This is a genomic window from Candidatus Pelagibacter sp. uisw_091 (assembly GCF_059512525.1).
The window spans coordinates 803,466-819,536 of record NZ_CM183455.1; the positions used below are offsets into that span (position 1 = coordinate 803,466).

A 16,071-nucleotide genomic window follows, 5' to 3' on the forward strand; every position below is an offset into this window, starting at 1 on the left:
CGTTAATAGTCCAAAAAGCAACTTTGTCAACCCAAATACATGCCACCATTAACATGTAGGGTTTCACCAGTAATATAGTCTGATTGATCAGAGCCTAAGAAAGATACAGCATTAGCAATATCATCAGGTTTACCCAGTCTATTAGATGGGATTTTAGCTATAATTGCTTCTTTATGCTTTTCATTAATCTGATCTGTCATAGCAGTGCTTATAAAGCCAGGTGAGATACAATTTACATTTATATTTTTTTTGGCATATTCGATAGCTAAACTTTTAGACATAGCAACAATTCCAGCTTTTGATGCTGTATAGTTAGCTTGACCTGCATTACCTGTATGTCCTACTACCGAAGTAATATTAATAATCTTTCCAGATTTATTTTTAAGCATTTTTTTTATTGAATATTTACACATCAAAAAAGTGGAAGTTAAATTAATATTTATTACTTTTGACCACTCTTCTAAACTCATTCTAATAGTTAAATTATCTTTTGTAATGCCTGCATTGTTAACTATGCAATCTAATGATCCACCTAATTCTTGTGTTGCATTTTCTATAAATTCTTCAATTTTTTCATGTTGAGAAATATCAAATTTTAGAATACTTATATTATTAAATTTTTTTTTTAACTCTTCTAATTTTTCTATTCTTGTGCCAGTTGCTAAAACATTTGCACCATTTTTACTTAAGTTTTCAACTATAGAGTTACCAATTCCACCTGAGGCACCTGTGACTATGATATTTTTATTCTTTAAGTTACTCATCAATATTTATTAATCTTATATCTTCTTCTGAATTTATTGCACTAACTTTTACATTCTTATCAATTCTCTTTATCAAGCCAGATAAAACTTTACCAGGACCTATTTCTATAAATTGTGTAATACCCTTCTCAATCATTAGTAAAACACTTTCACGCCAACGGACACTGCTTTCAATTTGTCTAACTAATAATTCTTTTAATTCATTTGAATTTAATATTTCTTTTCCTGTAACATTTGAAATAAGAGCTTTTTTTGGCTCATTAAAATTTAATTTGGCTATTTCATCTCTCATTACAACTGTTGCATTATTCATTAATTTACAATGAAATGGGGCGCTGACTGGAAGTTTAATATTTTTAATATTAGAATCCTTTAGATCAATCATCATTTTATCTAAATCTTCAATTTTTCCACTTAAAACTATTTGCCCCACAGAATTATCATTTGCTATAAAGCATTCATAATTATTTTTATTTTCATCAATAATTTTTTTTATCACTTCAATTTCAGAGCCTAAAACTGCAACCATTCCACCAACACCTTTTGGAACTGAATTTTGCATTGCGTTACCTCTAATCTTTAAAATCTTTAAAGTTTCTGAAAATGATAAAGATCCTGCGGCCGTTAGTGCAGAATATTCTCCTAAAGAATGACCTGCGTAAAATTTTGCTTTATCTAAATCAATTTTAAACTCTTCTTTAATTAATCTGAATATTGAGTAGCTAAGTAAAAATATTGCAGGCTGAGTATTTTCGGTTAGGTTTAATTCTTCTTTAGGACCATTTAAAATAAGGTTTGACAGTGAAAAACCAAGTGTATCGTCTGCTTCCTTGAATAAATCTTGAACTAAGCTATATTTAGCATGTAAGTCTTTGCCCATTCCTACTAATTGTGAGCCTTGACCTGGAAAAATAACAGAAAACATTTAATTATCTAAATTTTATTATGGTTTTAAGTGTTGTAATTCAATTATTATAATAGTATATCCTCACTTTTTATTAAAGAACATTTATGAATTTATACGAACACACAATAGTTGCCAGACAAGATACCAGCCCAGCTCAAGTTAAGCAATTGGCTGAAAAATATTCTAAAATAGTAGAAAAAAATGATGGCGAAATAGTTCAGACTGAAGATTGGGGCTTATTAAACCTAGCCTATGCTATTAAAAAAAACAAAAAAGGCATCTATATGCACTTTAAAATTAAAGGTTCTGGAAAAATTATTGACGAATTAGAAAAAAATGAAGTTATTGATAAAAATCTTTTAAGGTATATGACCGTGAAGGTTAAAAAATTTGATTTAGAAGCGAAGTATTTTTCAAAAAAAGATGAATATGAAAAAAAAGAATACAAAAAAGATTATAATAGAGATTAATTATGCCATCAAAAAAAAGAGCGGGTAATAAGAAAAAAGGAAGCCAAAGTAACTTTGCAAAATTAAGTCTATTTCAACCTAATAAATATAAATTTAAAAAATCTTGCCCACTATCAACAAAAGGTGCACCAGTAGTTGATTATAAAAACATCAGATTGTTAAAAAAATATATGTCTGAAAATGGTAAGATCTTACCATCAAGAATTACAAATGTTTCACAAAAAAAACAAAGAGAGCTATCATTGTCTATTAAACGAGCTAGAAACTTGGCACTAATTTAAATGAAAGTTATACTTTTAGAAAACCTTAGAAGAATCGGATCTATTGGTGAAATTATAGATGTAAAAAGAGGTTTTGCTAGAAACTATCTAATTTCAAATAAAAAGGCTCTTTACGCCTCAAAAGAAAATATTGCTGAAGTTGAAAAAATTAAATCTGAATTAGGAAAAAAAGATACTGAAAAAAAAAAAGATGCGCAAAAAATTTCAGAACAAATTAATAACAAAGAGTATGAAATCCAAAAACTAAGCACAGAAAATAAAGAACTTTATGGTTCTGTTAAACCAACAGAAATTGCAAAACTAATACAAGAAAATGATAAGCTTGATATCAAGCCTTCAATGATACAACCAATAACTGAAATTAAGTCTCTTGGTAAATTTAAAGTAAAAATTATCTTACACTCTGAAGTAGATTTTTTAATTACTATAAATGTAGTTACAGCAGAGACAATTCAATAATTATACAATTTTTTCCCCAGCATATATTTGTTATTTTTTTAAATCTTATTTCGGTTAAGGTTTATTCATGGTAAATAATTTAAGTGTTGTTAAAGATGCCTTTAAAGAACTTCCCAATAACATTGAAGCTGAACAAGCTGTAATTGGATCAATATTAGTTCAAAACGAAATATTCGATGAAATAAATACTATTATTTCAAGTATCAACTTTTACGACCCTATGCATCAGAATATTTTTTCAGCAATTGAAAGCCTTATTTATAAAGGGATGCTTGCAAATCCCATTACCTTAAAAAATTATTTTGAAAATGAAAAAGATGAACTAAATGTTCCTGAATATCTAGTTAAAGTTACAAAATTTTCTACACCGCCAAGACAGGCAATAGAATATTCAAGAATTATTTATGATATGTTTGTGAGAAGAGAGTTAATCAAGATATCAGAAAATACAATTGATGCTGCAAAACTAAATGCGCTAGATGTAAATGGACAAAATATAATTGAAAACTCAGAAAGATTATTATTTGACCTTGCTGAAAAAGGATCTTTTAATTCCTCGTTAGTTAAATTTGATGAAGCAATGAAACAAACTATTGAGATGGCTTCAGCCGCCTATAAAAATGATGAAGGGATTGTTGGTGTACCAACTGGTTTAAGAGACTTAGATGATAGACTGGGTGGACTTCATAACTCAGATTTGATTATTATTGCTGGAAGACCTTCTATGGGTAAAACTGCTTTAGCTACAAATATAGCCTTTAATGCTGCCCAAAAATTACAAGAGGCTGGTAAAAAATCTGCAGTTGCTTTTTTTTCTCTAGAGATGTCTTCAGAGCAATTATCAACTAGGATTTTAGCTGAGCAATCTAGAATTAAATCAAACGATATTAGAAGAGGAAGAATAAGTGATGAACAGTTTGATAAATTTATTGAAACTTCAAAAAACATATCTGAACTTCCCTTATATATAGATGAGACCCCTGCAATTAGCATTGCAGCAATGAGCAATAGGGCAAGACGAATTAAAAGATTATTTGGTTTAGATTTAATTGTTGTTGATTATATCCAGCTTATGAGAGGATCGGGAAATAATAGAGATGGAAGAGTTCAGGAAATTTCTGAAATTACTCAAGGACTTAAAGCGATGGCAAAAGAGCTTAAACTTCCTGTTATTGCACTTTCACAACTATCAAGAGCAGTAGAACAGAGAGATGATCATAAGCCTCAACTATCAGATTTAAGAGAATCTGGCTCAATAGAACAAGACGCTGATGTTGTTATGTTTGTTTATAGAGAGGCATATTATTTAGAGAGAAAAGAACCTAGGCCAGCAACCGTAGAACATGCAGAATGGCAAGCTAAAATGAATGAAGTCTCAAATTTAGCTGAACTTATTATTGGAAAGCAAAGACATGGGCCCACTGGTAACGTTATGGTAGAATTTGAAGCAATGTTTACTAAATTTAAAGATACTCAAATTAACTAATATCCAATATAAATAGCTTTAAATGCTATCTCATTTATACCAAAATACTATTCTAAAAAATCCCAAATCTATTTTTGTATTACTTTTAATTACACTATTAAGTTTTGGATATTTTTCTAAAGATTTTAGGTTGGATGCTTCTTCAGATACTCTTTTAATCGAAGGAGACCCAGATCTTGAATATTTAAAGAAAATTACAAAAAGATATGGATCTAAAGAATTTCTAATTTTAACGTACACACCTAATAAAGGGATGGTGGAAGAGTCTTCAGTTAATAATTTATTAAGTTTAAAATATAAAATTCAGAGTTTAGATTGGGTTGATAATGTTGTTACGTTGTTAGATGTGCCTTTATTGAATAATTCTAAAGCACCACTTCAAGAAAGATTAGAAAGCTTTAAAACCTTAAAAGATGAAGATGTTGATAAAGAGAGGGGGTTTGAAGAAATATTAAATAGCCCAGTATTTAGAAATTTTGTAATTAGTGAAGATGGTAAAACAAGCGGCATCATCGTCTATATTAAAGAGAATAATCATAACAATATTAAAGATAAAACTAAAAAAGAAATAGAAGATTATAAAGATACTTTAAAAAAAGATAATCATAAAAATATTCTTCAGATTAGAGAGGTTATTGAGAGTTATGAGGATGATGGAAAAATATATCTAGGAGGAATCCCAATGATAGCTGATGACATGATGTCATTTATTAAAAGTGATATTATAGTTTTTGGCTTAGGCGTGCTTTTATTCATCGTGGTAACTCTTTGGTATGTTTTTAGAAAATTAATATGGATAATTATTCCAATTAGTAGTTGTTTTTTTTCAGTTTTAATAATGACTGGACTTCTTGGTCTTTTAGGATGGAAGGTCACTGTAATTTCATCTAACTTTATTGCGCTCATGTTAATTTTAACAATGGCAATGAACATTCATATGAGCACAAGATTTTTGCAGCTAAGAAGTGACTTTCCAGTTTTGAGTAATTCCGAAGTTATTTCTATGACTGTTGGAAAAATGTTTTGGCCTATTATTTATACAGTATTAACAACTATATGTGCTTTTCTGTCCTTGGTGTTTAGTGAAATTAAGCCTATTATTGATTTTGGATGGATGATGACTTTTGGATTGATTACATCTTTTATTATAACATTCACTTTGTTGCCTACTCTTTTGAGTTTTACTTCAGATAATAAGTTAGAGATTAATGAAGATAAAGATTCAAAAATTACTTCTTTTTTTAGCAAAATTTCTATCAATAATAAAAAAACAATATTTTCTCTAACAGGTTTAGTTATTATTTTAAGTATAATTGGCATAAGTCGTCTTCAGGTAGAAAATAGCTTTATAAATTATTTCAATAAAAATACTGAAATATATAAAGGTATGAAACTTATCGATGAAAAACTAGGTGGCACCACTTCTTTAGAGGTTATTTTAAAGTTCCCTAATAAGGAAACATCTGAATCTAATGAAGATGATGAGTTTGAGGATTGGGGAGATGAAGAAAGTGGTAATGATGATCAATATTGGTTTACCAAAGATAAGGTGGATAAAATCAAAGCAGTTCATGATTATCTTGATGGTTTAACAGCAGTGGGTAAAGTTTTATCCTTCAGTTCTATTATAGAAGTTGCTACACAATTGAATAATAATAAACCTCTGGGGACACTAGAGATGGGAGTTCTTTATTCAAAAATTCCAGAAAGTATAAAAAAAGATATCATTGATCCATATATCTCAATAAAAAATAATGAAGCTAGAATTAGCTTAAGAATTATTGACTCACAAGATGGCTTGCGAAGAAATGATCTAATAAACCAAATAAATTATGATCTAGAAAATAAACTAAAACTTAACAAAGATGAATTTAAACTTGCTGGTGTTTTAATTTTATTTAACAATTTACTTCAAAGTCTTTTTAAATCACAAATACTTACATTAGGTCTAGTAATGATAGGTATTTTTATAATGTTTGTGGTTTTATTTAGAAATATAAAATTATCTTTAATCGGAGTAGTTCCAAACTTTATTGCTGCTTTTTTTATTTTAGGAATTATTGGGTTATTAGGAATACCTCTTGACATGATGACCATAACAATCGCTGCGATTACAATCGGTATTGCTGTAGATAATAGTATTCACTATATTTACAGATTTAAAGAAGAATTTTTACAAACTAAAGATTATAATAAAACACTAACAATTTGTCATTCTACTGTTGGTGTTGCAATACTCAATACTTCAATAACAATTATATTTGGTTTTTCGATTCTTGTTTTCTCAAAATTTATACCCACAATTTATTTTGGTGTATTCACCGGCATAGCAATGTTACTTGCAATGATTTCTGTATTGACACTTCTCCCCTCTCTTATTTTAATAAGTAAGCCTTTTGGAAAATAAAAAAAATGATTGATGTTTTAAAAGATTTTTATGAAGCAATTTCAATTATAGATTTAATTTTTTTGATCATCACTATTTTTTCTATAATTAAATGTTATAGCAATGGTTTTATTTTAAGTTTACTTTCAGTTTCAAAATGGCTCTTGGCCTATGTGATAACTTTGATTTTATTTCCTAGAATTAGACCTTATTTTAAAAATATAATTGATAGTGAATATGTGTTGGATGTGACGTTGGGTTTGTCTATTTTTGTTCTAGTGATTTTTATAATATTAGTAGTAAATAAAGGAATTAGTAAGACCATAAAATTTGTTGGCCTTGGAAGACTCGATTCTATTTTTGGTTTATTTTTTGGTTTTATTAGAGGTTATGCAATCTGTATTTGTTTATTTTCAGCTATTGATATTGTCTATAGTTATAGCAAATGGCCAATTAATGCTGATAAATCATACACCTTTCCATACATAGAAAAAGGTAGTATTTATTTAATAAAAATATTTCCAAATGATAAAAACTATCAAGATTCTAAAGAAAAAATTGAAGAATTATAATTCAAAACTTAAAGAAGAGTGTGGTGTATTTGGTATAAGCAATAGTAATGATGCTGCTGCCCTAACTGCTTTGGGTCTTCATGCGCTTCAACATAGAGGGCAAGAAGGTTGTGGAATTGTATCATTTGATGGAGAAAGATATCATTCAGAAAAAAGATTTGGTTTGGTTGGAGATAACTTTAACAAAGAAAAAGTATTAAAAAATTTACTTGGGAAATATGCCATAGGTCATAATAGATACAGTACTACAGGTGAAAATACTTTAAGAAATATCCAACCTTTCTTTGCAGATACTAATGCAGGTGGTATTGGTGTTGCTCACAATGGAAATTTAACTAACTCTGTTACACTTAGAAACAAGTTAGTTGAAGATGGGGCAATTTTTTATACTACATCAGATACCGAAACGATTGTTCAATTAATTGCGAAATCAAAAAGAAATAAAACAGTTGATAAGGTTATTGATGCAATATTTCAAATTCAAGGTGGCTACGCACTGGTTATGCTTACACAAAGTACGTTAATAGGTGTTAGGGACCCATATGGAATACGGCCTTTAATTATTGGTAAAATAAAAGACAGTTACGTATTGGCATCTGAAACATGCGCACTAGATATTATAGGAGCTAAGTACATAAGAGATGTAGAGAACGGTGAAATTGTTTTGATTGAAAACAATGAGTTAAAAAGTTTTAAACCCTTCCCAGTGAGAAAAGTTAGGCCTTGTGTTTTTGAATATATTTATTTTGCAAGACCAGATAGTTTATTAGATGGAAAGTCAGCTTATGAGCATAGAAAAAACTTAGGAATAGAACTTGCTAAAGAAAATAAAATTAAAGCTGACATTGTAGTTCCTGTACCAGACTCAGGTAATGCAGCAGCTCTTGGTTTTGCTCAACATTTAGGAATTAACTTTGAATTAGGTTTAATTAGAAATCATTATGTTGGAAGAACTTTTATAGAACCCAGTCAAAAAATTAGAAGTTTGGGGGTTAAATTAAAATTAAATGCCAATCAATCTACAATTAAAGACAAAAGAATTATTTTGATAGATGACTCACTTGTCAGAGGAACAACTTCACATAAAATTGTTAAAATGCTTTATGATGCTGGTGCAAAAGAGGTTCATGTTAAAATTGCCTGTCCAGAAATTAGATTTCCAGATTTTTATGGAGTGGACACACCAACTAAAAAAGAGCTTCTTGCGGCAAACAAAACAAATGAAGAAATTTGTAAATATATAGGTGCTAAATCTTTAGATTTTTTATCACTTGAGGGGTTATATAGAGCAATAGGATTTGAAAAACGTAATGACACGTACCCTCAATTAACTGATCATTATTTTACAGGTGAATACCCTGTTAAGCCTATAGATGAACTAGGTGATGATAAAATTACTCAATTATCATTGCTGAGTACTGCTTCGAATAACTAAAGTAACCATTAAATAATTCTCATAAAGAAGGGCTGAACATAAAGACTTTAAAATGAACATTAAACCCTTATATATAAATCAATGATCACTCATAAAGAGCAAATAATTAAATATTTTGAATCTGGAATTAAAGATATTAAAGATTTTAAAATTGGTATTGAGCATGAAAAATTTTTATTTGATGAAAAAACAAACAAAAGAGTAGACTACCCTACTGTCCTTAAAATGTTTTCACTATTAAGTGAGTTTGGATGGAAATCAATAATGGAAAAAGGAAATATTATTGGATTACAAAAACAAGGAAAAAGCATCACCCTAGAGCCTGGAAATCAAATTGAATTATCAGGAGATAAATTAAACAATATTCATGAGGCTTGTGCTGAATCTCATGATTATTTATTTGAATTACAACAAGTAACTAAAAAATTAAATTTAAAAATTGTTAGTGCTGGTTTTGATCCTATTTCAAGCCTTAGTGAAGTTCCTAATAATCCAAAACAAAGATATCAAGTAATGACTAAAGATATGCCTAATGGTGGTTCTTTGAGCTTAGACATGATGTATAGGACTTGTGGTACACAACTTAATTTGGATTATGACTCAGAAAAAGATTTTATTAAAAAATTCAAAATAATAAATTCTATAGTCCCTATATCTATTGCACTGTTTGCAAATTCTTCAATAGTTGAAAAACAAAAAAGTGGTTTCAGCTCTTATCGATCTAAAGTTTGGCAAGAAACATCTAGAGGTGGTTTACCTGAGGTATTTTTTGATAATATGGATTTTGAAAAATATGCAGATTTTTCAATAAACTTTCCTTTATTATTTATTCAAAACGAAAAAGAATATTTATCAGGAAGTAATTACTCATTTTCAGATTTCATGAATGGAAAAATTAATGAAGTTAATAACAGACTTCCAACTGAAGACGATTTAACTACTCACTTAAGTACAATTTTTACAGAAAATAGACTTAAGAAGTATATAGAATTAAGATCAATGGATACTTGTGGCTGGGACTGTTTATGTTCTGGACCTGCTTTTAATACTGGAATTTTATATGGCAACTTAGACGAAGCTTATGAATTAATTTCTAAGTGGGATAAAAATAAAATAATTAATGCGTATCTAGAGGCACCAAAAAAAGGTTTTAATACTGAGTTAATGGGAAAAGATCTATTACATTGGTCATCATTGCTACTGGGTATTTCAAGAAAAGGATTATTAAACAGGGATATTTTGAATAAATCTAACGATAATGAAGCTAAATTTTTAAATCACCTGGATAAACTAATTGATAACAAGTCAACAAACGCAGATCATATGATAGATAAATTTTCTAAGAATGAAAATTTAAATGATTTATATGACAAATAAGACAGTTGCAATTCAAGGTAATCATCCTTCAAAACTAAAGCCTCTAACTGATACCAGTATATTTCTAGCTATTGAAGCTCAAAGGTTAAAATATAAGATTTTTTATTATGAGCCTAAAGACCTTTCAATAATCAACGATAAAGTCATAGCTAACGGATATTACATAGAGTTTAATTATTCAGATAAACGTTTTTTTAAAATATTACATCAGCAGAAACTAGAACTTACTAAATGTAAGTATATTTTGATACGTCAAGATCCACCTTTTAATTTAGAATATATTTCAACAACTTACATATTAGATAAGATTAAAAATAAAGTTAAAATTATTAATAATCCAACATCTATTAGAAATATCTCTGAAAAACTATACTCAACATCTTTTCAAAAATATATGCCAGATACAATTTTCACAAAAGATATGAATGAAATTAATAATTTTTTTTCAAAAAACAAACAAATGATTATAAAACCTATTCATAGCTTTAGTGGAAATGATATTCATTTATTTCAAAATAAGATAAATACTAAATTAATTAAAAGCTTTATAAAAAAACATGGACATATTATGTGCCAAAAGTTTTTACCTAAAATTAAGTTTGGAGATAAAAGAGTTTTTATAATTAATGGTAAAGTTTGTGGTGCCATTTCTAGAGTTCCAAAAAAAGGATCTTTTTTAAGTAACATGAGTAAAGGAGCCATACCTATTTCTGTTAAATTAACAAAAATCGAAAATAAAATTTCAAATATAATTGGTAAAAATCTTAAAAAAAATGATATCTACTTTTCTGGTATTGATTTTATTGACCAAAAATTAAATGGAGATATTAACGTAACCTCTCCTACAGGATTAAAATCTTTTTATGATCTTACAAATATTAATCTTGCAAAAGTATTTTGGAAAGGATTAAGAGCTTGAACAATTTATCCGAACAACAAAAAGGATCTTTACTTGCATTTGTTGCAGTAATGTTTATCACACCTGATAGTTTATTTATAAGGCTCTCTAATGTTGATACCTGGGGGCTTGTTTTTTATCGAGGTCTTATTCCTTTCATCACTGTATTTTTGGGAATGTTATTAATTTATAAATTAAATTTCTTTAAAATGCTTTTTTCAAGTGGCTATCATGGGCTGCTTTATATTGGTACTTTTTCTGTAACCAATATTACTTTTGTTGTTTCAATACAAAATACCAATGTTGCAAATACATTAGTTATGATTGCAATGGCTCCTATGCTGTCTGCAATACTTGGAGCAATATTTTTAAAAGAATTACCTGATAAAAAAACATGGATTACGATATTTGTAACTTTTACAGCTGCTATTTATATATTCTACGATTCAATACAATTAGGTAACTTTTTTGGAGATATATTAGGCTTAATAACTGCTTTAGGTTTAGCTGTAGGCGCAGTCACTATTAGATCTGCAAAGGATAAAAACTTAATCCCAGCAGCTGTTGTTGGAAAGTTAATTGTAGCCATGTTTGCTCTCCTGTTTATTGAAAGTTTTGCGCTAGTTGATAGCGACCTAATTATAGTTCCTTTAATGTGTATTATGTGTGTTGCTATACCTTTTGTGCTAGTCACTATAGCTCCAAGGTTCATACCTGCGGCTGAAGTGAACCTATTCTTCTTATTAGAGACTATAATTGGTCCTATTTGGGTATGGCTGATTATTAAGGAACAGCCCAGTCTTGAAACTATGCAAGGTGGTGTTGTTATCATCACAGCCATTGCAATCCACTCATTTATCAAATTAAAGAATTCTTAATTTAATCACAATTAAGACTTGATTTACATTTAGATCGCAAATAAGTACGGTCAATTTTATGAATAAAGTTTTAAAGAATTCTTGGGCATTGTTTTTAGGTATGGGCTTTTTAATGATGGCCTATGGATTTCAAAGTTCACTCCTAGGTGTAAGAGCTGTTCAAGAAGAATTCAGTCTTGCAGCAACTGGCTTTATGATGTCTGGGTATTTTGTTGGATACTTTATTGGTACATCAACAATTACTGGTCTTATATCTAGAGTTGGTCACATTAGAGTTTTTGCAGCTTTTGCATCTTTGGCATCTTTGGTTATTTTAGTTCACTCAGTTTTTGTTAATCCTCTTGTTTGGTTTGCACTAAGATTGTTAACGGGAATAAGCATGGTTTGTATTTATACGGTTGCTGAAAGTTGGCTAAACGATAGATCATCCAATAAAAATAGAGGAAGTGTTTTGTCTATTTATATGGTTATTTTATATGGCTCAATGGGTATAGGAATGTTTTTACTAAATTTTAGTAGTCCCGCAAATTATGAACCCTTCATATTAATTTCAATCATTACATCTGTTGCACTTATACCTATTCTCTTAACTAAAAAAAAACCGCCAACATTTAAAAAAATTAAAGGTATGCCATTAAAAGAACTTTATGAAACTTCACCATTTGGAATGGTAAGTGCTCTTTTTTATGGAACAATCCAGTCAGCATTATTTACATTGTTAGCAGTATATGCGGCATCAATGAATTTTACTATTTTTCAAATATCACTTGTAACTTTTCTTTTAGCAATTTCTGGTGCTATCTCTCAATATCCTATTGGAAAACTTTCTGATAAATATGATAGGAGGAAAGTAATAGTCATCTCAACTTTTGGTGCATGTATTTTTGCTCTCTTTGCTATTTTATCATCAGGTCAAATGTATTTACCAGGTGAACTTGCCACAAGCAAAGTATGGTTTTTTATTTTTTTAATTTGTTTTTCTATTTGTAGCTTACCAATGTTCTCTTTGATTTGTGCACACACTAATGATTATATACCAAAAGAAAAATTTGTAGCAGCTGGAGCTGGTATACAGTTTACATTTGGATTAGGTGCCATGGGTGGTCCATTCCTTTGTTCAATATTTATGAATATTGTTGGCTCTAATGGTTTTTTTGTATTTTTACTTTTCTTTCATGCTTTAATAGGTGTGTTTGGTATCTATAGAATGAGAGTTAGAGAGACAGTTGAAAACCCAGACTCTCAATTTGTTGCTATGCCTTCAACCATTACACCTGCTGGTATTGAATTAAATCCAACAACAGAACCTATTGAAGAACCAAAAAAACCTGAAGAGGCTCAACTAGTTAGAAAACTTTAAGCATATTGGCCTGCCACATATCCAGAAGACCAAGCCCATTGAAAATTATAACCACCTAGATGACCAGTAACATCTACAACTTCTCCAATAAAAAATAATCCGGGGTGTTTATTGGACATCATTGTTTTAGAGGAAATTTCTTCAGTATCAATACCACCCAAAGTAACTTCTGCAGTTCTATAACCTTCACTTCCAATCGGATTTATCACCCAGGCATTTATAGAATTACTCAAGCTGGTTAATACTTTGTTAGATAATTCACATATATTTCCATTAACGTTATTTTCATTACAGATTATATGAGCTAATCGTTTAGGAAGGATTTCAGAAACTATAATATTTATATCTTGTTTAGGATTAGAAACTTTTCTATCATTTAGAAATCTATCTACATCTAGTTTTGGTGATAAGTTGACTTTGATATTATCTCCCAATTTCCAATAAGAAGAAATTTGTAATATAGAGGGTCCACTCAAACCTCTATGGGTAAACAACATTCCTTCCTCAAAAAAAGTCTTTTTAAATGAAACAACTGCTTCAACAGATAACCCTGTAAGCTCTTTACATATTGCTAGTATTTTTTCACTAAAAGTCAAAGGAACTAACGCAGGTAATGTTTCGATAATTTTCAAATTAAATTTTTGAGCGATATCGTAGCCAAACTTACTTGCTCCGATTTTTGGAATAGATAGACCACCTGTTGCAATAATTAAAGATTCACAAAAATATTTATTGTCACCAACAATTATAAAATATTTATTATCTTTTTTATCAATATCATCAATTGTTGTATCTTTTTTTAAAACTACATTTGCCATCTTGCACTCTAATAGCAACATATCTATGATCTGTTGAGCACTTTCATCACAAAAGAGTTGTCCTAATTTTTTTTCATGGAATTTAATATTGTGTTTCTTTATTAAATCTATGAAGTTATTTTGGGTGTATTGTTTTAAAGCTGATATTACAAATTTTGGATTATTTGAAATAAACTTACTAGGATGAGTGTGTATATTTGTAAAATTACATCTTCCACCACCTGATATTCTAATTTTTTCTCCTATTTTTTTTGCATGATCAACTAAAAGTACTTTTCTTCCACGTTTGCCAGCTTCTATAGCGCTCATCATACCTGCTGCACCTGCACCTACTACAATAACATCAAATTTTTCTGTCATAGATTAATAATAAAGTTTAATAATGTGGAGGTTTTTTATCAACCATGACCATACCTGCTTCATCACTGTTCTCTAATTCATTAATTCTTTTTTCAACGTTTGAAATTTGTTTTTTTAAAACAGATACCTCTTTTTGTTGAGAATACAGTTCATCACTCATTTGAGATATTTCATTTTGAAGAAAGCTGATCTGTTCTTCTAACTTTTTGACTAAATCTTCCATATAAGTGCAACTTAAAAGAGTTTCAAAATAAATCAAATAGTCAATTATGAAAATTTTTGTTATGGTTAAATCATTAGATAATAAAAATTATGCCTTCATTTGATGTAATCAGTAAAATTAGTTACCCAGAATTTGATAATGCCCTTGCCAACTGCCTAAGAGAAATTGGTAATCGATTTGACTTTAAGGGACTTGATATTTCAATTGAAAGAAAAGATAAGATTATCACCACATTAGCACCCGATGCATTAAAATTAAAACAAGTAAATGAATTATTACAAGTTCATCTTATAAGACGAAAAGTAGATCCAAGAGTGATAGCAATTAAAAATTCAGAAAATGCTGCAGGTTCATCGATTAGACAAGTTAGTGAACTAGAAGAAGGTATTAGCCAAGAAAATGCAAAAAAAATTATTGCTGAAATAAAAAAACTAAAACTTAAAATTCAGATTAAAATTCAAGGAGAAGAGTTACGAGCAGAAGGAAAAAAAAGAGATGACCTTCAGGAAACAATGTCAGCAATAGAAGCCATTGATATTGGTCTTCCAATAGAATTTGTAAACTTTAGAGACTAAACGTCATAAAATAACAATCTTAAGTTGAACTCAATTTAGACAGTATTTAACAGAAATTATTATAAATCTAGTTGAATATTAATAATTTTTTTGGTCAAATAATTCTTATAAAAAATGACTTTAAAAAAAAGAAAAAAAATTAAAACTAAAAAAAATAAGTCTAACTTAATAAAGTTAGCATCTATTACCACCAATACTTTAAGTAATGCATATTCAAAGTATATGAAGAACCTTGAAAAGAAAAAAATCAAAGAAATTAAGTTAAAAAAACTCGAACAAAAAAATGAGATTTTAAAAGAAAAAAAAGAATTAAAAATTTTAGAAGAAAAACTTAAAAAAGAAAATGATAAATTAAATTTAAAAGATATAGAATTAAAAATTAAAGAAGATTCTCTTAAAGTAGAAAATAAAAGAATAAATAAAAAAGATGAAGATCTAGGGCTAATTGATAAAGATCTCAAGGTAAAAGAAAAAGAGCTAAAAATCAAAGGAGAAGAGCAAAATAGAAAAGAATTAGATTTAGGAATTAGAGAAGAGGAGCAAAAAAATAAAGAATTAAAGGAAAAAAGAAAAAAAGAAAAATTTTTAAAAGAAATGAGAGAACAAGAAGAACAAAAGAAAGAAATTGAAAATATAAAATTGAAAGAATGGGAAGAAAAATTTGATCAAGAGCAAAAATTAAAATTACACGAGGAATTAATAAAAGAACAAAAATTTAAAGAAAGAGAATTTGCAAAGAAAGAGATAGATAGCAATCAAGACTCAGAGGTATCTGCTTCAACTTTAGAAGATTTTAAAATCGACAAAACTTATCACAACTAA

17 protein-coding genes are annotated in these 16,071 nt (G+C 28.8%); 13 read left to right on the forward strand and 4 right to left on the reverse strand.

Annotated features, from left to right (window positions below):
- Positions 1 to 26: 26 nt before the first annotated feature.
- Both fabG and fabD read right to left on the reverse strand, forming a co-directional pair.
- A complete protein-coding gene (gene fabG, locus AC5YGA_RS04455) occupies positions 27 to 764 on the reverse strand; it encodes a 3-oxoacyl-[acyl-carrier-protein] reductase (RefSeq protein ID WP_415307927.1) in 738 nt (245 codons plus the stop codon).
- Positions 757 to 1,689, reverse strand: a complete 933-nt coding sequence (gene fabD / locus AC5YGA_RS04460) for an ACP S-malonyltransferase (protein WP_415307928.1) — start codon at positions 1,687 to 1,689, stop codon at positions 757 to 759. The genes fabG and fabD overlap by 8 nt, the downstream gene beginning before the upstream one ends.
- 86 nt (positions 1,690 to 1,775) lie before the next feature.
- Between fabD and rpsF the strand changes: the two genes are divergently transcribed.
- The 11 genes from rpsF (at position 1,776) to AC5YGA_RS04515 (ending at position 13,273) form a co-directional block, all read left to right on the forward strand.
- On the forward strand, positions 1,776 to 2,141 hold the full coding sequence (gene rpsF, locus AC5YGA_RS04465) for a 30S ribosomal protein S6 (RefSeq protein WP_415307929.1): 366 nt from the start codon (positions 1,776 to 1,778) through the stop codon (positions 2,139 to 2,141).
- A 2-nt stretch (positions 2,142 to 2,143) separates the two neighbouring features.
- Positions 2,144 to 2,422: a 30S ribosomal protein S18 gene (gene rpsR, locus AC5YGA_RS04470; protein WP_415307930.1), complete on the forward strand. Its 279-nt coding sequence runs from the start codon at positions 2,144 to 2,146 to the stop codon at positions 2,420 to 2,422.
- On the forward strand, positions 2,423 to 2,881 hold the full coding sequence (gene rplI / locus AC5YGA_RS04475) for a 50S ribosomal protein L9 (RefSeq protein WP_415307931.1): 459 nt from the start codon (positions 2,423 to 2,425) through the stop codon (positions 2,879 to 2,881).
- Between the two features lie 67 nt (positions 2,882 to 2,948).
- Positions 2,949 to 4,367, forward strand: a complete 1,419-nt coding sequence (locus tag AC5YGA_RS04480; protein WP_415307932.1) for a replicative DNA helicase — start codon at positions 2,949 to 2,951, stop codon at positions 4,365 to 4,367.
- A 22-nt stretch (positions 4,368 to 4,389) separates the two neighbouring features.
- On the forward strand, positions 4,390 to 6,774 hold the full coding sequence (locus tag AC5YGA_RS04485; protein ID WP_415307933.1) for an efflux RND transporter permease subunit: 2,385 nt from the start codon (positions 4,390 to 4,392) through the stop codon (positions 6,772 to 6,774).
- Between the two features lie 5 nt (positions 6,775 to 6,779).
- Positions 6,780 to 7,325 carry a CvpA family protein gene (locus AC5YGA_RS04490; protein ID WP_415307934.1) on the forward strand — a complete coding sequence of 182 codons (546 nt, stop codon included), beginning with the start codon at positions 6,780 to 6,782 and terminating at the stop codon, positions 7,323 to 7,325.
- A complete protein-coding gene (purF, locus tag AC5YGA_RS04495; RefSeq protein ID WP_415307935.1) occupies positions 7,279 to 8,760 on the forward strand; it encodes an amidophosphoribosyltransferase in 1,482 nt (493 codons plus the stop codon). Before AC5YGA_RS04490 ends, purF begins: the two co-directional genes overlap by 47 nt.
- Before the next feature lie 81 nt (positions 8,761 to 8,841).
- Positions 8,842 to 10,137: a glutamate--cysteine ligase gene (locus tag AC5YGA_RS04500; RefSeq protein ID WP_415307936.1), complete on the forward strand. Its 1,296-nt coding sequence runs from the start codon at positions 8,842 to 8,844 to the stop codon at positions 10,135 to 10,137.
- A complete protein-coding gene (gene gshB, locus AC5YGA_RS04505; RefSeq protein ID WP_415307937.1) occupies positions 10,127 to 11,056 on the forward strand; it encodes a glutathione synthase in 930 nt (309 codons plus the stop codon). The genes AC5YGA_RS04500 and gshB overlap by 11 nt, the downstream gene beginning before the upstream one ends.
- The gene (locus AC5YGA_RS04510) at positions 11,053 to 11,913 is read left to right on the forward strand and encodes a DMT family transporter (RefSeq protein WP_415307938.1); all 861 of its coding nucleotides are present in this window, start codon (positions 11,053 to 11,055) and stop codon (positions 11,911 to 11,913) included. Before gshB ends, AC5YGA_RS04510 begins: the two co-directional genes overlap by 4 nt.
- Positions 11,914 to 11,971: 58 nt before the next feature.
- Positions 11,972 to 13,273: an MFS transporter gene (locus AC5YGA_RS04515; protein ID WP_415307939.1), complete on the forward strand. Its 1,302-nt coding sequence runs from the start codon at positions 11,972 to 11,974 to the stop codon at positions 13,271 to 13,273.
- On the opposite strand, the gene AC5YGA_RS04520 is transcribed toward AC5YGA_RS04515, so the two are convergent.
- On the reverse strand, positions 13,270 to 14,451 hold the full coding sequence (locus AC5YGA_RS04520; protein WP_415307940.1) for a BaiN/RdsA family NAD(P)/FAD-dependent oxidoreductase: 1,182 nt from the start codon (positions 14,449 to 14,451) through the stop codon (positions 13,270 to 13,272). The two genes, AC5YGA_RS04515 and AC5YGA_RS04520, sit on opposite strands and share 4 nt — an antisense overlap.
- Before the next feature lie 16 nt (positions 14,452 to 14,467).
- On the reverse strand, positions 14,468 to 14,674 hold the full coding sequence (locus tag AC5YGA_RS04525; protein ID WP_415307941.1) for a SlyX family protein: 207 nt from the start codon (positions 14,672 to 14,674) through the stop codon (positions 14,468 to 14,470).
- An 89-nt stretch (positions 14,675 to 14,763) separates the two neighbouring features.
- Here AC5YGA_RS04525 and AC5YGA_RS04530 point away from each other — a divergent pair, with 89 nt between their 5' ends.
- Positions 14,764 to 15,249, forward strand: a complete 486-nt coding sequence (locus tag AC5YGA_RS04530) for a YajQ family cyclic di-GMP-binding protein (RefSeq protein WP_415307942.1) — start codon at positions 14,764 to 14,766, stop codon at positions 15,247 to 15,249.
- Positions 15,250 to 15,363: 114 nt separating this feature from the next.
- Complete coding sequence (locus AC5YGA_RS04535) at positions 15,364 to 16,071, forward strand: hypothetical protein (RefSeq protein ID WP_415307943.1); 708 nt, start codon at positions 15,364 to 15,366, stop codon at positions 16,069 to 16,071.